This window comes from Gemmatimonadaceae bacterium, assembly GCA_036273715.1.
GTDB lineage: Bacteria > Gemmatimonadota > Gemmatimonadetes > Gemmatimonadales > Gemmatimonadaceae > JADGGM01.
Genome location: DASUHB010000015.1, coordinates 39,341 through 62,280 on the forward strand (window position 1 = coordinate 39,341; position 22,940 = coordinate 62,280).

The window sequence follows — 22,940 nt, forward strand, 5'->3', positions numbered from 1 at the left end:
TCGAGCATGGCGCGAGACCGAATGGCCACACGCTGCGGCATCGGCTACGACTCGCACCGCCTCGTTCCGGGCGGACCTCTCAAACTGGGCGGCGTCGCCATTCCCGCGACCGTCTCCCTCTCGGGCCACTCCGACGGCGACGCCGTCGCCCATGCCGTCACTGACGCGGTGTTAGGCGCGGCGGGCGCGGGCGACATCGGCGAGATGTTTCCCGATGCCGACCCCGCCAACCGCAACCGCGACTCGATGGACATGCTGCGTCTGGCCGTGTCCCGCGCCGCGATGCACGGCTGGCGTCCGGCGCACGTGGATGTCACGGTGATCGCCGAGCGGCCGCGTCTGGCGCCGCACCGCGACGCGATGCGCGCGGCGCTGGCGGCCGCGTTGGGCATCGAGCCCGGCGCCGTGAGCGTCAAGGGCAAGACCAACGAGGGCATGGGCTGGATCGGGCGCGGCGAAGGCGTCGCCTGCATCGCCGTCGCCACCCTCGAACAGCGGGTCCAAACCGAATGACCCGCCGGGCGACCGCGCACCCGGACGCCAACGCTCCGCTTGCGTTAGGCGATGACCTCGCCCGCGCGTTCGCGCTCGAGCGCTTCCAGGATTTTCTCCACGTGGAGCGAGGCGCCGCTCGGGCGACGAACGAGGCCTACGCGCTCGACCTCGCGCGCTTTGCCACGTTCATGCGCGTGAAGGGCGCCAGCCGTCCCGCCGGCGTCACACCGGCGCTGCTCCGCGACTTCGTGTATCACTTGAAGGACCTCGGCCTCGCCCCGACGTCGATTCGCCGCAACATCTCTGCGGTGCGAACGTACTTTCGCTTCCTCGTCGGCGAGGGTGAGATCGCGCAGGATCCGAGCGACCGCCTCGAGACACCCAAGCGATGGCTCACGCTGCCCGACGTGCTCACCGTGCACGAGACGGAGCGCCTGCTGGCCGCGCCCACGCTGGATGACCCGCTCGCGTTTCGAGATCGCGCCATGCTCGAGCTCGCCTACGGCGCCGGCCTTCGCGTGTCCGAGTGGGTCACACTCGGCGTGAAAGACCTGATGCTCGACAACGGCCTGGTGCGCGTGTTCGGAAAAGGCAGCAAGGAGCGGCTCGTGCCCATCGGACGGCGCGCGATCGGCGCCGTGGCCGTGTACGTGCGCGAGCTGAGGCCGCGCTTGGAGCACGGAGCAGGCAAGGGAATGCTGCTGCTCAACGCGCAGGGGAAACCGCTCACGCGCATGGGGGCGTGGAAGATTCTGCGCAAGTACGTCGAGCGCGCCGGCATCACCAAACACATCACACCGCACACCCTTCGCCACACGTTCGCCACGCACTTGCTCGAGCACGGCGCCGACTTGCGCGCGGTCCAGGAGATGCTGGGACACGCGGATATCGCGACGACGCAGATCTACACGCACGTGGACCGCGAGTACCTGCGCTCGGTGCACAAGCAGTATCATCCGCGGGGCTGATCCGAACCGACGCGTCATGATTCTCGTCATCGACAACTACGACTCGTTCACCTACAACCTGGTCCAGTACCTGGGCGAGTTGGGGGCCGAGCCGCTCGTTAGGCGAAACGATGCCCTGTCCGTCGAGGAGGTGGGCGCGCTCCGGCCGCGGGCCATCGTGCTCTCGCCCGGTCCGTGCACGCCCCGCGAAGCGGGCATCTCGGTGCCGGTCGTGTCCCGATGGGGGCCGACGATTCCGCTGCTTGGCGTGTGTCTCGGACACCAGGCCATCGGCGAGGCGTTCGGCGGAACGGTCGTCCGCGCGGCGCGGGTGATGCATGGCAAGATGTCCCGGATCGTACACGACGGGACGGGGCTGTTCAGCGGCATCCCGTCGCCGCTCGAGGTGATGCGATACCACTCACTCATCGTGGAACGCAAAACGCTGCCGGCCTGCCTGACCATGCTCGCCACGTCCCTCGACGACGACACCGAGCTCCAAGCCGTGCGGCACGTCTCGCATCCGGTATGGGGTGTGCAATTCCATCCCGAGTCCGTGCTCACTCAACACGGGAAACGACTTCTGCAGAACTTCCTGACGCTCGCCGGATGCTGAGACGCTTCGTCGCGCTCCTGCTGGCCGTGAGCTCGCCGCTCGCGGCCCAACAGGCGCACGAACGGGTGTACGTCCGGCACGCGGCGCCCATCCCATCGGGGCCGGTGATTGCCGATGCGCTCGCGCATCCGTACGTGACGCGCTACGAGAAGTGGAACACGCGACTGTTCAAGGACAGCGTGTTCGCGACCTCGGTGGTCGTCGTCGGCAGCGATGTGACGGTGGCGAGCACGGTGCACGGCGACGTGCTCGCCCTCGAGGGCAACGTGTTCCTGCGGCCGGGTGCGCACATCGACGGCCGGGCGATTGCCGTGGGCGGCCGCGTGTACGACTCGCGGGACGCAACGGTGGTGGGCGGCAAGCTCTCGTATCCTGATGTGCGCATCGACGCCGACACCACGAACGACGGCATCGCGCTCGACTACGTGGCGCCCGCGGGGCCCGAGCTGGCCGGCATCTTCACGCTGCCGATGTTGTTCGGCTTTCGCGTGCCGAATTACGACCGCGTGGACGGCCTGTCGGCGATTTGGGGTCCGCGGTTGTCTCTGTTAGGCGATCATCTCCGCGTCGATCCCACGATCACGTACCGCAGCGACCTCGGCATGTGGGACCCTGAGGCGGCCATCGATGTGCCGTTGGGCCCCGACTGGCTGATCTCCGGTGACGCGGGGCGCTACACGCTGAGCAACGACGAGTGGATCGAGCCGGGGCTGGAGAACTCGCTTGCGGTGCTGGCGATCGGCCACGACTATCGCAACTATTGGCGCGCCGACCGGTTCCGCGGCACGATCATGCACACGTGGGCCGCCGGCTCCGGCCAGTTCTCCTTGGACGCCGGCGCCGCGACCGAACGCGACTGGTCGGGGCGGGCGGGCGGCCCGTGGAGCATCACCGGGTCGGAGGCGGCGGACGCGATGCTCCGGCCTAACCCGGTGATCGAGCACGGGCGCATCTCGTCGGTGTTGGGCAACGCCGCGGCGGCGTACCAGTTCGGCGACGTGAAGCTGTCGGGCGACGTTGGCGTCGAACGCCCGTTCGACACTCCGTTAGGCGAGCGCTTCACGCAAACGACGTTCGACGCCGATGTCTCGTTCCCGACGTTTGCGACGCAGCACTTTGCCTTCCACGCGCACGGCGTGCTGACCGCCGGCGATACAGCGCCGCCGCAGCGGTTCGCGTATCTCGGCGGGGCAGGGACGCTGCCCACCCTGGACGTGTTGTCGTTAGGCGGCGACCATCTGCTGTATCTCGTGGGCGTCTATACGATCCCGATCACCGGCCTCAGGGTGAAGTACCTCGGCGCGCCGACCATCGTGCTGCGCGACGCATTCGGGTCGGCCGGGGTCGGCGGCCTGCCGAGGTTCGAGCAGAACCTCGGCGCACGGCTCGGTTTCTCGTTCTTCTTCGTCGGCTACGATTTCGATCCGCGCACGCACCGCGACGCGGTGAGCTTCGGGGTCAGGGTGCCCGGGCAGCACTAGAGCGCGTTCTTTCTGGCGGCTTTGGGCGGCTGCCACCACCACATCCGGTTGACCACCTCGTGCGGGAGCCGCGCGCCTAACTGACGGCAGGCGAGCACCAGCTGCCCCCGGTGGTGGGCTTCGTGCGCGATGAAGTACGACAGCACGTGGCCGACATCCAGCGGGAGGTTCCGCCAGACGTACTTGGCCGTGGGCGGTACCGTGCCGCCCGCCCGCAACCCGGCGCGCAACACGGCTTCGATACCGTTGGCGCTTCCCGGCAAGGCGGCGAGCACCGCTCGCCGCGTCGCCTTGAAGGTGCTCACGCGAGGTGGCCGCTCAATGCCTAACGGGACGCCGAGCGTGTTGATCCAGCCGCTGCGCGAATTGTGGAAGTGCGCGGCTACCATGCGGACCGTGCGACGCGGCAACCCGGGCAGCGGCGCCTCCCAGATGGCGCGCGGCAGACCGCTCACCAGCAGCCGCGTGATGCGGCAGTTCGTGCGCCACGGTTCGAGGATCAGCTCGTCCGTCGGCACCGGCCTGGTAACGAGAGATGTGGTGCGCACGCTCGGATTTTCGCCGCCTCGCGCCGTCGGCGCAAGACAGGGCGATGCCGCCGGCGATCAATCGCGCAACGTGCCGCTCGCCGAGCGGATGCGATCGAGAATGTTCGCGTCGTGTATCGAGCCATCCCGAGCGAGCAGCAACACCTTCGACAAGACTTCCGCCGTCCGCGGATCATCGTCGGCGAACGGAAGAAAGAGCCGGCCGCGATGCTGCGAATGCACGGCCACTATCGGGATCGCCGTCGCCGGCATGAGCATCACACCGGCACTGCCCAAGTGCACCGAATACGTGCCGAGCTGGCCACGTACGATGGCGTGATGCGCTTTCAGCTCGACGTTGTCGAGCCCGAGCAACTGGCACGTCTCGCCAATGAGCGTAGCGCGCATCTCGACGGTCGAGGCCGTTGCCTCGGGATCGACACCGCCGCTGTGCGCCACACTCACCACGAGATCCAGATCCCGCATCGTCTCGCTGAACACGCGCGGCGGGATCTGGTCGAGAGGCAGGGGCGCTCCGTCCGCTTTCTTCGTGAACGCGACCTCGGCGAGCGTCAATCCCTCGATATCCGCAGGAGTAAAGAACGCCTCGTCGAACCCCAGCCGTGCCGTTAGGCCCGCATCGTGGAAGGTCCGGCTCACGCCTTCATCCGGCGACACGAGCCAGCCACGGCCGCCGAGCAGCGCGAGCGCCTGTCGCGGATTGACCTGATGCCCGGCGTACCGGCGCGACCGCTGCACTCCGCGCTCGCTGTCGATGATCGGATACAGTTCGCGAAAGACCTGCTTGAACGGCTGCACGCGCTCGGCCCGGAAGCACTCGCGCTGCCAGGTCGACCAGTCTCCCCTCGCGAACAGATCATGGGGATGCGCAATGCGCACCTGTTCCGCGTTGCCCAACACGTGGGTCGCGCCGGCGCCGTCCAGCAGCGCGCGACCGCCCTCCGCCGGATACCCGGCCGAGCCGTCGCCCACGAATACGAGGCGCGCGATGGACGGCGCGAGGATCGGATGTTGGAGCAGCGTGCCTAACTCAGCAGGCGTAAACGCGTCGCCGCGGCACATCGCCTCCTCGAGCGCCGCGCGCACGCGCGATCGTTGGCGTTTGAGCTCCTGCAGCCGCTCCCTGAGCTCCTGCGCATCGTCATCCGTCTTGAGCGAGGCGGGGAGCGCCTTGAGGGTCTTGCCGTTTTTCTGGATGGCGAGCGACGGCACGCCGTCGCCGTCGATGCCTAACGTAAGCGTGACGTCGCCGCGCGTCACCATCAGCGGGCCGCGCACCAGGTCAGCGACCGCTTGTTGTTCCATCGCCCACGTCAACCGTTGGGGATCGCGATAGCCCGCGGTGCGCGCAAGGTTTGCCAGCCCGATGGTCACCGCGCGCTTCTCGCTCTGTTGCCGCTGCGATCCAAACTTGCGCGACTCGCGCCGGAAGTTCTCGAGGCGGATGTAGCGCTCGAGCACATCGCGTTTCCCCGCGGCGCCGGCCGCGAGCGGCAGCAACCCGAGCGCACGCACCGAGTCCTGGTGGCGCTTGCCATCGATCCGTCCGAGCATTGCCTCGCGCGTGATCGCCCCGCACATCGCGTCGGCAAAGAGCTGGGCGCGGGAGTGACCGCCACTGCTCGCCGCATACTTCGCGGCCCCGTACAGCACCCGCCAGCGGTCCGCGCCCAACGCCGTGTAAATCCGCTCGAACCACGCGACGTCCACCGCGCCCTCCGTCAACTCGTCGGCCGAGAGGGGCGTGTGCTCGCCCGCACCAGCGGCCCATTCGTCTTTGAGATCTCGCAGCTGCCAGGAACGGCCGTCCTTCGTATGCGCTTCGATCCACCATACCCCGTCCTCGAGGCCGGGCCACTCGAGCACGTGATTGACGTGGGCGGCCCATTGCGGCGCATACACCGCGAGCTCGACCAGCCGCGACTGCGGGATCCTCGCCGATCTCGCCCACGCCGCAAAGGCGTCCGGCGTGTCCTCGGGCCGCGGAAAGCTCCGCACCACCAGATGGCTCAACGACTCCTGCCGCGCTTCGCCCATCCGCGACCAGCCGAAGTTGCGGGCGAAATGCGTCTTGCCTAACGCGGGCAGCGCGCGCGCGAGCGTCTCGAGGCCGCCGGTCCACCGCAGTTCCATCACGTGGCGCGACACGGCCGTCGGCCGATCGCCGCGTTCGCATTCGACCTCGACCATGCGACGACGGCACCGATCCACTACGTCCACCAGCTCCGGGTGCTCGGCAAGGGCATTGGGCGGACGTCTGGTCGATACGACGCGCAGGAGATTCGACGTCATTTGATCCGTCCACCGCCCAACGAGCAAATCAGTCAACTCGGCGCACGGGTCTCGAAGGGCATTCGCGCGATATACGCTCAGGAAATCGTCGAGACCGATGCGCATCCGGACGTGCCCGCGCGAACGCGTCTCCAGCGTACGGAGGGTGCCGTACAAGGATCCAGCAGCCTCCGGCTGCACTGTTTTCGGAAAGAGCGACCGCCACCAGCGCGCGCGATTCAGCCACAGCTGCACGTGATTCAATTTTCGCTGCACCGGCCGCTTCTGGTCGGCCGCCCCATAGTGCCAGACGTTCGAAGCCGCAGCATCATTCTCCAACTCCGCATACTCGTCGGCGTCGATCGCAGCGACCGCCGACTCGAGGCCGCTCACGAGAAACTCGAATCCGTGGGCGGGCGGATCCCAGGCAACGCTCCACGCGAGCAGTCCGTGCATGAGCGCGTTGTGCATGTGCTTCATGTTCCCATCGCGCAGCTTCTGCACAGGAGCGCTCTTCCACACCTCGCTGTCATCGTCCGGCACGAGCGCGCGCAGCAATTCGAGCCCGTCGTCGTCGCGGAGCGCCGCCGGCCGGCTCCGCGCCCACGTGCGCCAGACGTCGACGAGTGGGACGCCCGTGCCGCCATTCTCGATGTCTTCCCGCTTGCGAGGCCCGAACGACCAACCGACCGACTGCGGCAACAACACGACTTCTCCGTTAGGCCGACGAATCTCCGTTTCGGCGTTGGCCACGATGAGCTCGGCGAGCGCCGCCACCGACGCGCGCGCGCCCGCGCTGTCGACCTTCACCTTCCGGCGTTTCGGCTCGGGCCACGCTTGCATCGCGCGCGGATCGATCAGCCCGAGTGCATTTTCTGTACTGGCGACCGTCGGCTCGGTTAGAACCGCCGCGACGTGCACTTCTTCCTGCTTCGAGAGCGTCTGCCGCACCGCACGGTATCGTTCCATGCGCGCGCGCACCGCTGCCAGCGAGCGTTTCTTCTCCATGGCATCGCGCAACAACTCCAAGCCGGCCTGCCGTCGCGTCTCGCTCGTATCCGCGAGCAGGCGGTCCGCCGCGTTCAACAGGGCCGCATCGGACAGCGCGCGCAATCGGGTCAGCGATCGCGCGCGCAGGTCGCTCGCCTTTCGATCGAGAAGGGTGACGATGCGTTCGACCTCATCACTCTCGAGCGGCAACGCGTCGAGCACGTGGTAGGCCGTCGAGCGCACCGGTTCGGACGCATCGCCGAGCAAGTCGATCGCGAGGGCGCGCTCGCCGGCCGACAGCGGCCGTCTCTTCGATTCGGGCTGGCCTCGCATGCGGTGCGCGGCGAGGCCGGCAACGCCGCGCAGAAAGGCGGCGCGACCATCGGCGTTGAGGTCCCGAACGTGCGGCAGGAGGCGGTCGCCCGGAATGTGGGCAGCGTGAACGACCATCGCCGCCGCAACGTGTGAGCGCTCGAGCGTACGCTTCCACCACGGCCAGACAAGCGCGTCGAGGTGCTGGCCGCGCTTGGGAATTCGCGCGATGAGCTGCTCCAGGCGACCGAACATCTGTGCGACGTCCGCGTGCTTCGACCGGTCCGCGAAAAATCCGTCGAGCGCCCGCGCGGCAACCCGCAAATCGGCGTCGCCTAACAGATGGCTCAAACTATCGAACGCGCTCGGCCACGCGGACTGCACGAGGATATGTGCCGCGACGAACCGCATCGATTCCGAGCCCGATGATGCGAGGTTGGCCGCCAACGGAAGGGCCGCCTCGACGTTGTGGAACGCGACACACCAGAGTGCAAGGTACGCAGATTCGGCGTCGTCGCCGTTCAGCGCGGCGGCTTGGGCGGCGTCATCATCGAGCAGCGCGAGCACGCGGCCGAGCAGGCCATCGATCTTGACCTGCGACGTGCCATCCCAGAGGAAACCGAACCACGTGTCCGCGGCGCGAATGACGGATGAGAATCGGGCCAGGTTGTGTTCGCGGATGACGGTGACGAGGCGGCGAAATGCCGCGGGGTGCGACTCGTCGACGCTCTCGAGAATGATCTGGCGCAGTCCTTCCTCTCGCTGCGCCGCAAGCAGCAACCGCTCGACGAGCTGCCAGGCGTCAGGGCGCGCGCAGCTCAGGAGAGCCTGGGTGACGTGCCGACCCATTTGCGACGTCGGATGGTCGCCGCGCACCGTCGCAGCCAAGATTTCGAACACGGCGTCGCCCGTAGCGCCACCCGAATCGATCGCGCCGGCGAGCAACCAACCCAGATCGACCGCGCCCGACCATCCCGCCAGATGCGCCGCGTGCTCGGCGATCCACACGATGTCCGCGTCGTAGTCGCCGAGGAGCAGGGCAACGCTTGCCAGCCACCGGCCGCGAATGGTCGCCAGCGTCACCCGCGAGTGCGGCGCGCGGAACGGCCGGCGCGTTAGGCCCTCGGTGTAAGGACGGCGAACGAGGCCGTCGAGCGCGCACGCGACGCTGGATTCCACGCGCGGCAGAAGGGTCTGAGCCAGGCGGCGCCAGCCGTCGTCGCCGAGTGCACCGAGCTGCGCGCCTAACTCTGCGCGGTTGCGGGCGATCACGGCGTGCCGCGAATACTCCGACGTCTGGAGCGCCTGCTCGAGCATCGCGCGCACCGTGGGTGGCACGGCGGCACCGACGAGCGCCGCGGCCTGCTGCTTGATGCCGGTTAGGCGGGCCAGCAACGAACCGGGTTGTCGCTTGGCGGCCAACTCGGCCTGGATGTGCTCGTTGTCCATGCGTTAGGCGCCGGCCAGGAAGGTGAGACGGACGAAGACGAGGGTACTCGAGTCGTTCGGGTAGACCTGGGCATCGAGATCGCGCTGCTCGACGCCGTCGAGCACGACCAGGTAGAGTCCATCTTCGAAGCCCTGGAGCGCGGCGCCGACCGCTGAATCGGGGTCGGCAACCGGAGCACTGGGGCGTCCGCCCGAATCGATCTTGCCGACGGCCGCGCCACCGGCGATGTCGGACGCTGATAGCACGCGCATCAGGCGCCTCTGTCGCTGGCGCTCGTCGAACGCCGCGACCTCGCCGCGGACCACGCCCGTGATGAGCGCCCGCAACGTCAGCGCGTCGTCGCCGCCGTCACCCGTTCGCGGCGGGACGGGAATCGACCAGCGGTCGAACGCGCGAGGTTTTTTCGCCAGGACGCGTGTCTCGATGAACATGCCATGAGCCTCAGTGCAAGGACACTTTGGCGGGCGTCGCCGTCACCGTGCGATCAGAACGGAATTCTTGCTGGACAGCAGGAGGCCGGTGGCTAACTTCGGGCGTATGCCGAAGCCGATCCTCATTCTCTCCGGTCCCGTCGGATCCGGCAAGAGCACGGTCGCGCGCGAGCTGGTTCGCCTCCTAACGGACGAGGTGGTGCTGATCGAGGGCGATGTCTTCTGGTCGTTCTACGCGAAGGGCGCGCCGGGGCCGGCGCAGAAGCGAATTCGCACGATCATGTCGGCGATGATCGCGGCTGCCATTCCGTATGCGACAGGCGGATCGCACGTCATTCTCGATTTCTCGATTCCGCCCTGGTTTCTCGAGACGGTGCGGAAGGTCGCCGCGATGCGAGAGGTACCGCTCGACTACGTGGTGTTGCGGCCGCCGGAGCAGGTGTGCGCGGCGCGGGCAAAGGCCCGCGCGGACGGGAGTATCGCCGATTACTCGCTCTATAGCGAGTTGTACCGCGACTTCGACCAGGTCCCGCACCACATCCTCTCCGACGACGCCATGTCTCCAGCCGAGCACGCGACGGCGATTCTGCGTGGCGTCGCGGAAGGACGGTTCCGCCTCTAGCCGCGCCTAACGGAGGGCTTCCGAACGCCCCAGCGGCACGCGTGCTTTTCAGCCTGGTTTCTTTTGCGCGTTCACTGTATATTGCATGGCGTGAATCTTGCATTGCGACCCGCTCCCATCGAGCGACCGTGACCACTCTCGCGGTCATCCCAGCCCGTCTCGGCGCCACCCGGCTCCACCGCAAGCCGCTCCGCCTCCTCGGCGGCTCTCCTCTCGTCGTCCGCGTCTGGCAACGCGTGTACGATCTCGGCGTCGCCGACGACTGCATCATCGCCACCGACCACGAGGACGTCGCCGCTGCTGCACGTGACGCCGGCGCCCACTGCGTGCTCACCGCCCAGACACACCCATCGGGCACAGATCGGGTCGCCGAAGTCGTCGCGCGCCCCGAGCTCGCCGCCCGACGGTTCGACGTCATCCTCAACGTGCAGGGCGATGAACCCTTCGTCACCGCCGAAACCCTCACCGGCGCGGTCGAAATGGTCCGCGAGCGCGGCTTCCCGCTCGGTACGGTCGCCATCCCGGACGACCCTGCAATCCTCGACCAGCCCAGCGTCGTCAAAGTGGTGTGTGCCGACGACGGGCGCGCGCTGTACTTTTCCCGGGCGGCAATTCCATTCGCACGCGAACGCATGGGCGGCAATGGCGACGGCACGCAGCACCTCGCGCGCGGAATGATCCGCCGCCATCTCGGCGTATACGCGTACACGCCGGCAGCGCTCGCACAGTGGGTCGCGCTGCCGCCGCACCCGCTCGAACGCATCGAGCGATTGGAGCAGCTCCGGCCGCTCGCGGCCGGCATGGCCATGGGCGTCGCGCTCGTCAGCACGCCGCCCGAGCCGAGCATCGATACCGAGGACGATCTGGAACGCGCGAATGCGCGCTGGTCTGACTTCACCGCGAGGCACCGGTAATGCCATCGAATGCACCGCAGCACACGACGAAGTACATCTTCGTGACGGGCGGCGTCGTCTCGTCGCTCGGCAAAGGCATCGCCGCCGCGTCGCTCGGGCGACTGCTCGTGGAACGCGGACTGCGCGTGACGATGATGAAGTTCGATCCGTACATCAACGTCGACCCCGGCACCATGTCGCCGTTCCAACACGGCGAGGTGTACGTCACCGATGACGGCGCGGAAACGGACCTCGATCTCGGCCACTACGAGCGATTCATCGACCGCGCGCTCTCGCAATCCAACAACGTCACGACAGGTCGCGTGTACCTGAACGTGATCAGCAAGGAACGGCGCGGCGAATACCTGGGCTCGACAGTGCAGGTGATCCCGCACATCACCGATGAGATCAAGGCGGCGATGAAGCGTATCGCGCCCGACAACGATGTCGTGATCGTCGAGATCGGCGGCACCGTCGGCGACATTGAATCGCTGCCATTCCTCGAAGCCATCCGCCAGTTCCGCCACGAGATCGGCCGCGAGAACGCGCTCTTCGTGCATCTTACGCTGGTGCCGTTCATCAGCGCCGCCGGCGAAGTGAAGACGAAGCCGACGCAGCACTCGGTGCGCGAGCTCATGGAAATCGGAATCCAGCCCGACATCCTCGTCTGCCGTGCCGAGCGTCCGCTGTCGGAAGACGTCAAACGCAAAATCGCGTTGTTCTGTAACGTCGATTTCGGCTCGGTCATCGAGAGCCGCGACGTGCCCACCATTTACGAAATTCCGCTGGCGTTCGCCGAGCAGGGAATGGACGAGCGTGTGGTGACGCGCCTCGGGTTAGGCGGGAAGGCGCCCGACCTCTCGGCGTGGCGGGAGATGGTGGGTCGCATCACCTCGCCCAGCGAACGCGTGCGCATCGCCGTCGTAGGCAAGTACACGGATCTCGTGGACAGCTACAAGAGCGTGCACGAAGCGCTGATTCATGGCGGCATCGCCAACGATGTCGGCGTCGACATCCGCTGGATCTCGAGCGACCTGTTTACCGCCCCCGAACGTGCCGCCGAATTGTTAGGCCCGGTGCACGGCCTGTTGGTGCCGGGCGGATTCGGCGTGCGCGGCATCGAAGGCATGGTCGAAGCCATCCGGTGGGTGCGCGAGCGCGGCATGCCGTTCTTCGGCATCTGCCTCGGCATGCAGGTCGCGGTGATCGAGTTCGCGCGGCACAAGTGCAACCTCGACGACTCGCACTCGAGCGAGTTCGCGCCGGAGTGCGCCGATCCCGTGATCTCGCTCATGGAGTCGCAGCAGCACATCACCGACATGGGCGGCACGATGCGGTTAGGCGCCTACCCCTGCCGGCTGAAACCCGGCTCGTTGGTCGCCGAGACGTACGATGCGTCGGACATCAGCGAGCGGCACCGCCACCGGTACGAGTTCTCGAACGCGTATCGCGACCTGTTCGAGAAGCACGGCGTGCGGTTCAGCGGGCTCTCGCCCGACGGCTCGCTGGTCGAGATCATCGAGCTCCCCGATCATCCATGGTTCGTGGGTTGCCAGTTCCATCCCGAGCTCAAGTCGCGCCCAACGCGCCCGCACCCGCTGTTCGCCGGATTCGTCGGCGCGGCGCTGCACGCGAAGCGCCTGCGCGGCGAGTCTCGCGATGCCGCGCGCGGCGCGCGCGCCGCCACTTCCACCTGATACGACGTGACGCAACGATTCCCGTCCGATCGACTGTTCCTCATCGCCGGTCCCTGTGTCGTCGAGTCCGACGAACTGAATTTTCGCGTCGCCGACCACCTCGCGGCGCTGGCCGAGCGCGTGCCGGGCGGCATCATCTTCAAGGCGAGCTTCGACAAAGCCAATCGCTCGAATCGCGCGGCGCACCGGGGACCGGGACTCGACGAAGGCCTGACCGCGCTCGACCGCGTGAAGAGCCGCACGGGCCTGCCTGTCCTAACGGACGTCCACGAGCCCGACCAGTGCGCGACGGCCGCCGAGGTGGTGGACGTCCTCCAGATACCGGCGTTCCTCTGTCGCCAGACGGACCTCCTCCTTGCCGCGGGGTCGACGGGCAAGCCCGTGAACATCAAGAAAGGGCAGTGGATGCACCCGGAAGGAATGCGCGGCGCCGCCGAGAAGGTGCGTAAGGCCGGCGTTAGGCGGCCGGAGGTCGCGATCACCGAGCGCGGCACGTTCTTCGGCTACGGCGATCTCGTGGTCGACATGCGTTCGTTCGCCCGCCTCACCGCCGCCTGCTCGGCGCCCGTGGTGTTCGATGCCACGCACAGCGTGCAGCAGCCGGGAAAAGGCGAAGGCGGCGCGAGCGGCGGCGTCCGCGAACACATTCCCGCGCTCGCGCGCGCGGCGGTGGCCGCCGGCGCCAACGGCGTGTTCATCGAGACGCACCCCGATCCCGACAATGCGCCGAGCGACGGACCGAACATGCTGCCGTTGTCCGAGCTCGATGCGCTCGTGCGCCAGCTCATCGCCGTATGGGATACGTGCCGCCAGTGATCGACCCGGCCCTCGCCCGACGCATCAAGCTCGTCGGTCTCGACGTGGACGGCGTCCTCACCGACGGCGGCATCTACCTCGGCGATGTGGCGGGCGCGGCCATGGAGTTCAAGCGCTACGACGTGCAGGACGGACTCGGCATCGAGCTGCTGCGCAACGTCGGGCTCAAGGTGGTGATCGTCACCGGGCGCGTCTCCGAGAGCGTGCGGCTGCGCGGCAAGGAGCTGCGCATGGATGACGTCGCGCAGGATGCGTTAGCACGCAAGCTTCCGGCGTTGCGCCGCGTGCTCGAGCGACACGGCGTCACGGCACAGGAGACCGCCTTCGTGGGCGACGACATTCCCGATTTGCCGATCCTGCGCGAGGTAGGGCTCCCCGTTGCCGTTGGCAATGCCGTGCCGATCGTTCGCGAGATGTGCGCGCTGCAATTGGAGCGCGCCGGCGGACGCGGCGCCGTGCGCGAATTCGCCGAGGTGCTCTTGCGCGCGCGCGGCGACTGGGAGCGCGCGCTCGAACTCTACCTTGCGGCGCGCGGGGAAGTCACGCTCGAGACGACGCTCTGAGATGGACATCGTCGACCGCGGACGCCGGGTCTTCCGCATGGAGCGAGAAGCGCTCGAGCAGATCGAGCAGGGCCTCGGCGCGCCGTTCGAGGCGGCGATCGAGCTCCTGGCGGCGTGCACGGGACGGGTGATTGTCGCCGGCGTCGGCAAATCGGGACTCATCGGACGCAAGATCGCGGCGACGCTCACGTCCACGGGTACGCCCGCCATGTTCCTGCACCCGGTCGAGAGCGTGCACGGGGATCTGGGCATCGTCGGGCCGTCCGACGTGGCCATCCTGCTCTCGAAGAGCGGCGCCACCGAGGAGCTGTTCCCGCTGCTGGAACAACTTCGCCGGTTAGGCGTAAGCATCATCGCCATCGTCGGCGCGCACGACTCGCTGCTCGGCCGGCAGGCCGACGTGGTCCTCGACACCTGGGTTCGCGAGGAGGCATGCCCGCACGATCTCGCGCCCACCACCAGCACCACGGCTGCGCTCACGATGGGCGATGCGCTGGCCGTGACGCTGCTCGAACGCAAGGGATTCCGCCGCGAGGATTTCGCGCGGCTGCATCCAGGCGGGTCGCTGGGCAAGCGCTTGCTCACCCGGGTCTGCGATGTGATGGTGACGGATGCACTGCCGATGCTCAAACCGGGGTCGTCCATGCGGGAGGCCGTGGTCCTGCTGGCCAAGCGGCGCGGCACGGTCGCGGTGGTCGATGAGAGTCAGCGCGTGTTGGGCGTCGTGACCGCCGGCGACCTCACACGGCTCATGGAGCGCGACGGAGACGTGTTTGCCGTGCTTGTCGATCACGTCATGAACGCACAGCCGAAAACTGCCCGCGCAGACGAGCTGGGCAGTGCGGTCGTGTTCCGCATGGAGAAATTCGGCATCATGGCGATGCCCGTCCTCGACGGCGACGACCGCATGGTGGGAATGGTGCACCTGCACGATCTCATGCGCGCGGGCATCTCGTGATGCGGCGCGGCTGGACCGTCGCGTTAGGCATCGTGGCCGTGGCCGCCGCGTGCTCCAACGGCACCGAGCCCAAGGTGACGTCGGCGAATCCGCTCGCCGATTCCGCCGATCAGGTGATGTTCGGCGTGTCGACCATGATCACCGACCAGGGATTGCTCCGCGCCAAGCTGCAGGCGGACACCGCGTACTTCTTCGACGGCAGCACGCGCATCGAAGCCCGCAACGAGAAGACGACGTTTTATACCGCCACGGGCGTCCAAAACGCGGTGCTCACATCGCTCGAAGGCACCTACAATTCGGCGCGCGGCACCATGCAGGCGCGCAAGAACGTCGTCGTCGTGACGACGGACAACAAGCGCCTCGAGACGTCGCTGCTCGACTACAATCAGCAGACGAATCTCATCAGCAGCGACAGCGCCTTCGTCCTCACGCAGCCGACGGGCGTCATGCGCGGCATCGGATTCACCTCGGATCCGAACATGACCAACCTGCACGTCAAGCGCGTGATTACGGGAGGCGGCACGTTCACGCTGCCGTCGAGCGGGACATCGCCGTGAGCCCGATGCGTGCGTGCTGGATGATCGCGGTCGCGGCCGCCATCGGCGCGGCGCCGATCGCGGCGCAGCAATCGTCGCAGGCGCCCGCGCCGTCGGGCCAGTGCCAGCTCGTGTACGCGGCGCGCGATTCCGCGAGCCCGCCACGCGTCTCGGCCACGAAGTTGCCGAGCGGCCAGTATAACACGTTCCTGGGCGGCGGCGTGATCGCGCGGTGTCCGGCCCAGAATATGACGCTCATCTCCGACAGCGCCGAGAACTATGGCGACCAGAAGCTGCTCCACCTGATCGGCCACGTGCACTACACGGAGCCCCGCCTAACGGAAGACTCCGAGCTCGCCGACTATTACCAGACCGACGAACACCTCGTGGCCGACGGCAAGGTGCACGCGGTCCTGCCGAGCGGCACGACGCTGGACGGCCCGCACGTCGACTACTATCGCGTGGCGCCGAACATCCGCTCCGAGGCGAGGATGGTGGCCACCGGCCGGCCGACGATCACGATCATCGAGCGCGATTCCACCGGGAAGCCCTCGCAGCCGATGACCGTCGTCGCCAATTCGGTCGACATGGAAGGCGACACGCTCACGTATGCCTCGATGCACGTCATCATCACGCGCACCGATGTCATCGCCACCGGTGATTCGGCGGCAATGAACAGCGCCACCGAATTCGCGCGATTGATGAAGCACCCGGTGATCAAGGCCCGCGGCGACCGGACGTTCACCCTCACCGGCGACCTCATCGATCTGTACGGTCGCAACAAGGCCATCGATCGCGTCGTCTCGCGCGGCAACGCCAAGAGCGTGAGCAAGGATGCGACGCTCACCGGCGACACACTCGACTTTGCGATGGCGCAGGGCCGGCTCCAACGCGTGCACGCGTGGGGAAAGAGTCGCGCGCACGCCTTCAATCCAACCTACGACATGGTCGCCGACTCGCTCGACGTGCGGATGCCGGACCAACGGCTGCGCGAAATCCACGCGCTGCGCAACGCGTACGCGCAGAGCGCTCCGGACACCACGAAGATTCACACGAGCGAACACGATTGGTTGCGGGGCGATACCATCTACGCCTACTTCGACAGCTCGGCCAAAGCGCTCGCGGACACGTCGACGCAACCGCAAATCGAGCGGCTCATCTCCTTCGGACATGCGCGATCGTTCTACCAGATCGCATCGAAGGACACGACGGCGATCGGCCCCTCGATCAATTATGTGCGCGGCGATCGGATCCAGGTGGCGTTCGTGAATCGCGAAGTACAGACGGTCACGATCAAGGGACAGGCGACCGGCGTCTACCTCGATCCGGCGAAGCCGCCGCGCGACACGACGAAGAAGGGCGGCGCGGACACCGCCGCCGTCAAGTCGCCTAACCGGGCGCCGAAGGCGAAGGCGGACACGGCACGGGGAGGGGCGTTCCGATGAGCGATTCGATGCATCTCCCCGAAGAGGTCGAGCGGTTCATCGAAGAAAAATCGCGCGGCGATCGTTCGGTGGCGCTCGCGATGAAAGCGCTGGTCACCGCGGCACGCGACACCGGCGAAGCGTCGTTCAACGACGTGGCCATTCAGTATCGCGACGTCCATCTCGCGATGGTCCGCGAGGCGGGCGGTGACGCGGATCACGAAGCCGGCCGCCTGAGCCTCGACGAGGTTCGGAGCCATCTGGCGAAAACCGTCTTGCCGCGGCTGGTGAACGAAGGGCTCATCATGCTGCCGCCGGCCGGGCTCACGTCGCCCGACGCGTTGATCCGCATCGTCGATCGCTACTGGCGCGCCCTCGAGCCGTTCCGGGCGGAGATCAAAGCATCGCAGGTCGGACCGATGCTTCGCCACATCGACGAGCAGGCCGCGCTCCGGCGCACCGGGGCCCACATCGCCGTCGCGCCGCAGCCGTCGACGAGCGTCCTCGAAGCCATCGGACTCGTCAAATCGTATCGCCGCCGGAAGGTTGTGAACGACGTGGCCTTACGCTTGCAACAGGGGGAGATCGTTGGTCTCCTAGGCCCGAACGGAGCAGGGAAGACCACCACGTTCTACATGATCGTCGGCCTCATCGCGCCGCAAGAGGGTCGCATCCTCCTCGACGGTGTCGACATCACGGAAATGCCCATGTTCAAGCGCGCGCGACAGGGCATCGGATACCTTTCTCAGGAGCCGTCCGTATTCCGCAAGCTCACGGTCGAAGAAAACATTCTCGCCATACTCGAGACGCTCAAGCTGACACCCGAAGAGCGGCATCGCCGGCTCGAAGAGTTGCTGGACGAGCTGGGCATCAAACGCTTGCGGGGCAACAAGGCGTATTCGTTGTCGGGCGGTGAGCGACGGCGCCTCGAGATCACGCGCGCGTTGGTCACGCAGCCCAAATTCATGATGCTCGATGAGCCGTTCGCGGGAGTCGATCCCATCGCCGTGCACGATATTCAATCGATCGTTGCCGGGTTACGCCAGCGACACATTGGAGTCCTCATCAGCGACCACAATGTGGAGCAGACACTGGACATCGTGGACCGCGCATACATCATGTTCGATGGGCAAGTGAAGGTGTCGGGGAGCGTGCAAGAACTGGTGTTCGATGACGAAGTGGCGCGCATCTATCTCGGGCCCACGCTCACGGCTCGCCTGCGCTCGCGTTTCGCGTTGCGGCACGATAGCGTCGAGGTGTCATGAAGACCGGCATGCATCAGACCACGCAGCTCCGTCAGGAGCTGAAGATCAATCCACGCCTCTATCAGGCGATGGATCTGTTGTACATGCCGCTGCTCGATCTCCAGCAACACCTCAAGCAGGAGCTCCTCAACAACCCGTTCCTCGAGATGGTGGAGCCCGAGGAGGAAGAAGAAGAGGAGACGGCGTCCGAGACCGAAACCCCCGCCGAAGAAAAGAAAGACGCCGATGAAATCGACTGGGAAGAAATTCTCCTCAATGGCTTCGACACGGGCGGCCAGCCGGAAGAGCGCGAGGAGAAGGAGTACTTCGAGCCGGTCACCGTCGACAGCCGAGATTTAGGCGACCACCTGCGCGACCAGGTCACGCTGCTCGATCTCACGCCCAGGCAGATGCTGCTGGCCGACGAAGTGATCGGCAACATCAACGAAGACGGCTATCTCGCGTGCTCCGTCGCGGACATTCGCGCGGGCGTGAACGAGGTGCTCGAGAACCACGCCGCCGAATCCGATCGCGATCCGGACGACGTGCCGAGCTACACCGATCAAGAAGTCGAAGAAATGCTCGGCGTGATTCAAAGCCTGGATCCGCCGGGCGTCGGCGCGCGCGACCTGCGCGAATGCCTCTTGCTGCAATTGCGCGAGGCGGGGCTCGAGCAGTCAGTGCCGTACCGGCTCGTCCGCGACTCCTTCGACGAGTTGATTAATCACCGGTGGAGCGAGATCTCCAAGCGCTTCGGCATCAGCCAGGCCGACGTGCAGAAAGCCGCCGACGAAATCGCGAAGCTCGATCCCAAGCCGGGGCTCGTGTACAGCGACTCGGGTGACAACTACATCATCCCGGATCTGGTGGTCGACAAGATCGACGGGCAATATCACGTGTTCCTGAACGACGCGAATCTCCCGCGTCTCAAGCTCAGTAAGGCGTATCAGGAAATCGCCCGCGACAAGAAGAAGTTCGACGGCGAGAACAAGGAATTCATCTCCAACAAGCTCAACTCCGCCAACTGGATGATTCAGGCCATCGAGCAGCGGCGGCAGACGATGCTCAAGGTGATGAACTTCATCGTCGACCGGCAGCGCGACTTCTTCGAGAAGGGCGTGCAGTACCTCAAGCCGCTCACGCTGCGCGAAGTGGCGGAAGTGATCAACATGCACGAGTCCACCGTGAGCCGGGTGACCAACGAGAAGTTCGTGCAGACGCCGCGCGGCGTGCTGCCGCTCAAGTACTTCTTCTCGTCGGGCCTGTCGACCACGGGCGGCGAAGACGTCTCGGCGCGCGGCATCAAGGCGCAGATCGAGAAGCTGGTGTCGGACGAGGACCCCAAGCGGCCGCTCACCGACCAGGCGATCGTGAACATCCTCAAGGAGAGCGGCGTCCAGATCGCCCGGCGCACCGTGGCCAAGTACCGCGATCAGTTAGGCGTGCTCTCGGCCCGGATGCGCAAGCGCGTATGAGCGCTGCCCTCGCGGGGCGGAGGCGTCGTGCCTAACGCTCCGGCCGCCATGTCGGTCCTCGATCGCCCGTACGCGCTGCCCGAGCGGCCGGTGGACGTGTCCGTGCTCGTGCCCGCCAAGGACGAAGCCGAGAATCTGCCCCTGTTCATGGAGCAGGCCGCGGCCGCGTTCGCAACGGCGCCGGCGTCGTTCGAGGTCGTGGTCGTGGACGACGGCTCGATCGATGCGACCTGGCCGGTGCTCGAAGAGCTCGCCACGCGCTATCCGTTCCTGCGCATCGCGCGCCACCGCCGGCGGCGCGGCATTGCCGACGCGTTGCGCACCGGATACCTCGAGGCGCAGGGCCGCGTGATGGTGTTCTATCCCGCGGATCTGCAGTACAAGCCCGAGGACATCCCGCGCCTCGTCGCGCCGATCCTCGCCGGCGACGCCGACATGGTGACGGGCTACAAACAGGGCAAGTACGAGAAGGCGTTCGTCTCGCGCATCTACAATGGGCTGAGCCGCGCGCTGTTCGACCTCCCGGTGCGCGATCTCAATTCGGTGAAAGCCTACCGCCGCGAAGTGATGGACGCGATTCCCGTTAGGCCGGACTGGCACCGCTACATGATCGCGATCGCCGCCGCGCAGGGCTTCACGGTCACGGAAGTGCCGGTGCCGCTCTACCCGCGCCACGCCGGACGCTCCAAGTTCGGCATCGCGCGCATCCCCGTGGGCGTCCTGGACATGCTCGCGGTGTGGTTCGAGCTGCGCTTCGGACAGAAGCCGCTGCTGCTGTTCGGCATGGTGGGCGCGGCGCTCTTCATCATCGGGGTGCTGGCCGGCATCGTCGCCCTGGCCATGCTCGCCCTCCGCGACGTGGGCGTGCGTGCGGTGTGGACGGTGATCCAGACCTGCCTCATTCTCGGCTCGATCTTCTTCGCCGCCGGCTTGTTAGGCGAGCAGATCGCCGGCCAGCGCGCGGAGCTGCGCGAGCTTCAACGCCGCGTGGACGAGGCGCGCGGCGGCGCCGACGACCACGTCGAGCGAGGTTAGGCACGTGCGCGTGCTCTTTCTCGCCCACTCGTTCCCGCGCACCGCGGGCGATGCGGCGGGGTCGTTCCTCTTGCGCCTCGCCCAGGCCCTCGAGGCCGAAGGCATCACCGTGCAGGTCGTCGCGCCGGCGGCGCCGGGCCTGGCCGACGCCGAACAGTTCGACGGCGTCGGCGTCGACCGGTTCCGGTATGCACCGCGCCGCTTCGAGCGCCTCGCCTATACCGGCACCATGGCGCAGGACGTGCGCGATTCCTGGAGCGCACGGCTCACCATGCTCAGCTTCCTCGGCTCGGAATTCGTGAGCGCGGTCCGATCCGGCCGCCGCTTCCAGCCGGACCTCGTGCACGCGCACTGGTGGTTCCCCGGCGGACTCGTCGGCACGTGGGTAGCATCGATGGCCGGCGTGCCGCTCATCACCACGCTGCACGGCAGCGACGTGCGCCTCGCACGCACCGTCGTCGGCGCCCGCCCGGTGTTCCGCCACGTCCTGCGGCACTCGGCGGCCGTGACCGCCGTGTCCAACTGGCTGGCGGGCGAAGCCGGCGCCGTCCTGCCGAACTTGAAGCCGGTCGTCGCGCCGATGCCCGTCGATACGACGCTCTTCGCGCCGGGCAGCGAACGCTCCACCGATCGGCTGTTGTTCGTTGGGCGCCTCAACGCGCAGAAGGGCGTGTCCACCCTCATCGATGCGCTGCCAGCGATACAGCAGCCCTACACCGTGGACATCATCGGCGACGGCCCCGACCGCACGTCGCTCGAAGCGCACGCGAGAGAGCTGCACGTGGCGGATCGCATCCGGTGGCACGGCGCGCTTCCGCACGACGCGCTGCCGCCGTTCTATCAGCGCGCCGCCGCCCTGGTCGTGCCGTCGATCGACGAAGGGCTGGGCCTCGTGGCCGTCGAGGGGCAGATCTGCGCCACACCGGTCATCGCCGCCAACTCCGGCGGGCTCGGCGACATCGTGCGCAATGGCCAGACGGGCGTGCTCGTGCCGCCCCTGGATGCGCCCGCCCTCGCGAGCGCCATCGACGACATACTCGCGAATCCGGATCGTGCACACGAGCTCGGCGCTGCCGGCCGCGTGCACGCGCTCGCGTCGTTCGCGCCGGAATCGGCGGCGCGCCGCTACGCCATGCTCTATCGCTCCACGCTTGAGCACGCCAAGAAATCGTAGGCTGCTGTTCTGGGCCAAGATCGTATTCGCCATCGCCGTCGTCGTGGCCGTGGCGTACGCACTCGTGCGCGAGTGGCAGCCCGTCACCGCCGCCATGCACGAGGCCCGCCCACGATGGGGCGTGCTCGCGCTCTCGGGCGCGATCGTGCTCGCGAACTACGCACTGCTCATCGAAGCCTGGCGCGTCGTGCTCGCCGGCTGGGAAGGGGAGCGGCGGGGCGCTGACGCGCCCCGGCTCGGCTTCTGGGAAAGCGCGCGCATCTGGAGCGTCTCCAACCTCGGCCGCTACATCCCCGGGAAAGTCTGGCAGATGGGCTCGATGGCCGTCATGGCTCAGGAGCGCGGCGTTTCCGGCATCACGGCCGCTGGCGCCGCGGTCATCGTGACGCTCATCAACACCGTGGCGGGTTTCGTGGTGCTCGCGCTCACCGGCGCCGGCGCACTGCACGTGCCTGCGTTGGGCATCGCGGTGATCGCGCTCCTGGGCATCGGCTTGCTGCTCGCACCGCAGCTCATTCCATGGTTGGGCAGAATGGCCGGGCGCATCCTGCGCCGCCCGATCGTGCTCGGCCGAATCCCGCACACGGCCATCTGGATCGCCGCACTCATCTCCGCGGCATCGTGGGTTGTATACGGGGTGGCGTTTCTGGTGATGGCCGTGGGGGTGCTCGGCGGTGCGACTGGCGCCGTCGGCACCTACATCGCAGTTTTCACGGCCTCCTATCTCGCCGGGTTTTTGGCGCTCATCGCGCCGGGTGGGGTCGGCGTACGGGAGATCGTGATGTTCGCCGGATTGCAGCGCGCCGGCTTCACCGGCGGCCAGGCGACACTGCTCGTCGTGTCGTCGCGCGTGTGGCTCACGATTCTCGAGATCGTCCCCGCAGTTCTTTTTCTGGCGCGCCAGTGGATGCGCCCGAGACGTTCCGATGGCCCAATCGAAAGCACGAGATAGCCGCGTTGCG

20 protein-coding genes are annotated in these 22,940 nt (G+C 67.1%); 17 read left to right on the plus strand and 3 right to left on the minus strand.

Annotation, left to right across the window (positions count from 1 at the left end; translation table 11 throughout):
• Positions 1 to 21 precede the first annotated feature (21 nt).
• From ispF to VFW04_02895, 4 genes are read left to right on the plus strand one after another with little or no spacing between them, the layout of a single operon-like run.
• On the plus strand, positions 22 to 513 hold the full coding sequence (ispF, locus tag VFW04_02880) for a 2-C-methyl-D-erythritol 2,4-cyclodiphosphate synthase (protein ID HEX5178252.1): 492 nt from the start codon (positions 22 to 24) through the stop codon (positions 511 to 513).
• Entirely contained in the window at positions 510 to 1,463 is a 954-nt protein-coding gene (gene xerD / locus VFW04_02885; GenBank protein HEX5178253.1) for a site-specific tyrosine recombinase XerD, read from the plus strand. The genes ispF and xerD overlap by 4 nt, the downstream gene beginning before the upstream one ends.
• A gap of 16 nt (positions 1,464 to 1,479) precedes the next feature.
• Positions 1,480 to 2,058 carry an aminodeoxychorismate/anthranilate synthase component II gene (locus tag VFW04_02890; GenBank protein ID HEX5178254.1) on the plus strand — a complete coding sequence of 193 codons (579 nt, stop codon included), beginning with the start codon at positions 1,480 to 1,482 and terminating at the stop codon, positions 2,056 to 2,058.
• Positions 2,052 to 3,539, plus strand: a complete 1,488-nt coding sequence (locus VFW04_02895; GenBank protein ID HEX5178255.1) for a hypothetical protein — start codon at positions 2,052 to 2,054, stop codon at positions 3,537 to 3,539. The genes VFW04_02890 and VFW04_02895 overlap by 7 nt, the downstream gene beginning before the upstream one ends.
• Here VFW04_02895 and VFW04_02900 read toward each other — a convergent pair.
• From VFW04_02900 to VFW04_02910, 3 genes are read right to left on the minus strand one after another with little or no spacing between them, the layout of a single operon-like run.
• Positions 3,536 to 4,087 (minus strand): DinB family protein, encoded by a 552-nt coding sequence (locus tag VFW04_02900; protein HEX5178256.1) that lies wholly within the window; start codon positions 4,085 to 4,087, stop codon positions 3,536 to 3,538. The two genes, VFW04_02895 and VFW04_02900, sit on opposite strands and share 4 nt — an antisense overlap.
• Positions 4,088 to 4,144: 57 nt before the next feature.
• Complete coding sequence (locus VFW04_02905; GenBank protein HEX5178257.1) at positions 4,145 to 9,109, minus strand: DUF5724 domain-containing protein; 4,965 nt, start codon at positions 9,107 to 9,109, stop codon at positions 4,145 to 4,147.
• 3 nt (positions 9,110 to 9,112) lie between these two features.
• Positions 9,113 to 9,541 (minus strand): hypothetical protein, encoded by a 429-nt coding sequence (locus VFW04_02910; GenBank protein ID HEX5178258.1) that lies wholly within the window; start codon positions 9,539 to 9,541, stop codon positions 9,113 to 9,115.
• 88 nt (positions 9,542 to 9,629) lie between these two features.
• Here VFW04_02910 and VFW04_02915 point away from each other — a divergent pair, with 88 nt between their 5' ends.
• The 13 genes from VFW04_02915 (at position 9,630) to VFW04_02975 (ending at position 22,930) form a co-directional block, all read left to right on the plus strand.
• Positions 9,630 to 10,163 (plus strand): AAA family ATPase, encoded by a 534-nt coding sequence (locus VFW04_02915; GenBank protein ID HEX5178259.1) that lies wholly within the window; start codon positions 9,630 to 9,632, stop codon positions 10,161 to 10,163.
• Between the two features lie 128 nt (positions 10,164 to 10,291).
• Entirely contained in the window at positions 10,292 to 11,077 is a 786-nt protein-coding gene (gene kdsB / locus VFW04_02920; GenBank protein ID HEX5178260.1) for a 3-deoxy-manno-octulosonate cytidylyltransferase, read from the plus strand.
• Positions 11,077 to 12,753, plus strand: coding sequence for a CTP synthase (locus VFW04_02925; protein ID HEX5178261.1), 1,677 nt, complete (start codon positions 11,077 to 11,079; stop codon positions 12,751 to 12,753). The genes kdsB and VFW04_02925 overlap by 1 nt, the downstream gene beginning before the upstream one ends.
• 6 nt (positions 12,754 to 12,759) lie before the next feature.
• The gene (gene kdsA, locus VFW04_02930) at positions 12,760 to 13,569 is read left to right on the plus strand and encodes a 3-deoxy-8-phosphooctulonate synthase (GenBank protein HEX5178262.1); all 810 of its coding nucleotides are present in this window, start codon (positions 12,760 to 12,762) and stop codon (positions 13,567 to 13,569) included.
• Positions 13,566 to 14,132 (plus strand): HAD hydrolase family protein, encoded by a 567-nt coding sequence (locus tag VFW04_02935; protein ID HEX5178263.1) that lies wholly within the window; start codon positions 13,566 to 13,568, stop codon positions 14,130 to 14,132. The genes kdsA and VFW04_02935 overlap by 4 nt, the downstream gene beginning before the upstream one ends.
• 1 nt (position 14,133) lies before the next feature.
• Positions 14,134 to 15,090 carry a KpsF/GutQ family sugar-phosphate isomerase gene (locus VFW04_02940; protein HEX5178264.1) on the plus strand — a complete coding sequence of 319 codons (957 nt, stop codon included), beginning with the start codon at positions 14,134 to 14,136 and terminating at the stop codon, positions 15,088 to 15,090.
• A complete protein-coding gene (gene lptC, locus VFW04_02945) occupies positions 15,090 to 15,647 on the plus strand; it encodes an LPS export ABC transporter periplasmic protein LptC (GenBank protein ID HEX5178265.1) in 558 nt (185 codons plus the stop codon). The genes VFW04_02940 and lptC overlap by 1 nt, the downstream gene beginning before the upstream one ends.
• Positions 15,644 to 17,071: a hypothetical protein gene (locus tag VFW04_02950; protein ID HEX5178266.1), complete on the plus strand. Its 1,428-nt coding sequence runs from the start codon at positions 15,644 to 15,646 to the stop codon at positions 17,069 to 17,071. The genes lptC and VFW04_02950 overlap by 4 nt, the downstream gene beginning before the upstream one ends.
• On the plus strand, positions 17,068 to 18,315 hold the full coding sequence (gene lptB / locus VFW04_02955; protein ID HEX5178267.1) for an LPS export ABC transporter ATP-binding protein: 1,248 nt from the start codon (positions 17,068 to 17,070) through the stop codon (positions 18,313 to 18,315). Before VFW04_02950 ends, lptB begins: the two co-directional genes overlap by 4 nt.
• Positions 18,312 to 19,769 carry an RNA polymerase factor sigma-54 gene (gene rpoN / locus VFW04_02960; GenBank protein HEX5178268.1) on the plus strand — a complete coding sequence of 486 codons (1,458 nt, stop codon included), beginning with the start codon at positions 18,312 to 18,314 and terminating at the stop codon, positions 19,767 to 19,769. Before lptB ends, rpoN begins: the two co-directional genes overlap by 4 nt.
• Before the next feature lie 27 nt (positions 19,770 to 19,796).
• Positions 19,797 to 20,804, plus strand: coding sequence for a glycosyltransferase (locus tag VFW04_02965; protein HEX5178269.1), 1,008 nt, complete (start codon positions 19,797 to 19,799; stop codon positions 20,802 to 20,804).
• Positions 20,805 to 20,808: 4 nt separating this feature from the next.
• A complete protein-coding gene (locus VFW04_02970) occupies positions 20,809 to 21,978 on the plus strand; it encodes a glycosyltransferase (protein ID HEX5178270.1) in 1,170 nt (389 codons plus the stop codon).
• Entirely contained in the window at positions 21,956 to 22,930 is a 975-nt protein-coding gene (locus tag VFW04_02975; protein HEX5178271.1) for a lysylphosphatidylglycerol synthase domain-containing protein, read from the plus strand. Before VFW04_02970 ends, VFW04_02975 begins: the two co-directional genes overlap by 23 nt.
• Positions 22,931 to 22,940: the final 10 nt, after the last annotated feature.

Bases quoted from the DNA above. Each gene is read 5' to 3' on its own strand.
- ispF (HEX5178252.1), top strand. From the start codon at position 22: ATGGCCACACGCTGCGGCATCGGCTACGACTCGCACCGCCTCGTTCCG.
- xerD (HEX5178253.1), top strand. From the start codon at position 510: ATGACCCGCCGGGCGACCGCGCACCCGGACGCCAACGCTCCGCTTGCG.
- VFW04_02890 (HEX5178254.1), top strand. From the start codon at position 1,480: ATGATTCTCGTCATCGACAACTACGACTCGTTCACCTACAACCTGGTC.
- VFW04_02895 (HEX5178255.1), top strand. From the start codon at position 2,052: ATGCTGAGACGCTTCGTCGCGCTCCTGCTGGCCGTGAGCTCGCCGCTC.
- VFW04_02905 (HEX5178257.1), bottom strand. From the start codon at position 9,109: ATGGACAACGAGCACATCCAGGCCGAGTTGGCCGCCAAGCGACAACCC.
- VFW04_02910 (HEX5178258.1), bottom strand. From the start codon at position 9,541: ATGTTCATCGAGACACGCGTCCTGGCGAAAAAACCTCGCGCGTTCGAC.
- VFW04_02925 (HEX5178261.1), top strand. From the start codon at position 11,077: ATGCCATCGAATGCACCGCAGCACACGACGAAGTACATCTTCGTGACG.
- VFW04_02940 (HEX5178264.1), top strand. From the start codon at position 14,134: ATGGACATCGTCGACCGCGGACGCCGGGTCTTCCGCATGGAGCGAGAA.
- lptC (HEX5178265.1), top strand. From the start codon at position 15,090: ATGCGGCGCGGCTGGACCGTCGCGTTAGGCATCGTGGCCGTGGCCGCC.
- lptB (HEX5178267.1), top strand. From the start codon at position 17,068: ATGAGCGATTCGATGCATCTCCCCGAAGAGGTCGAGCGGTTCATCGAA.
- rpoN (HEX5178268.1), top strand. From the start codon at position 18,312: ATGAAGACCGGCATGCATCAGACCACGCAGCTCCGTCAGGAGCTGAAG.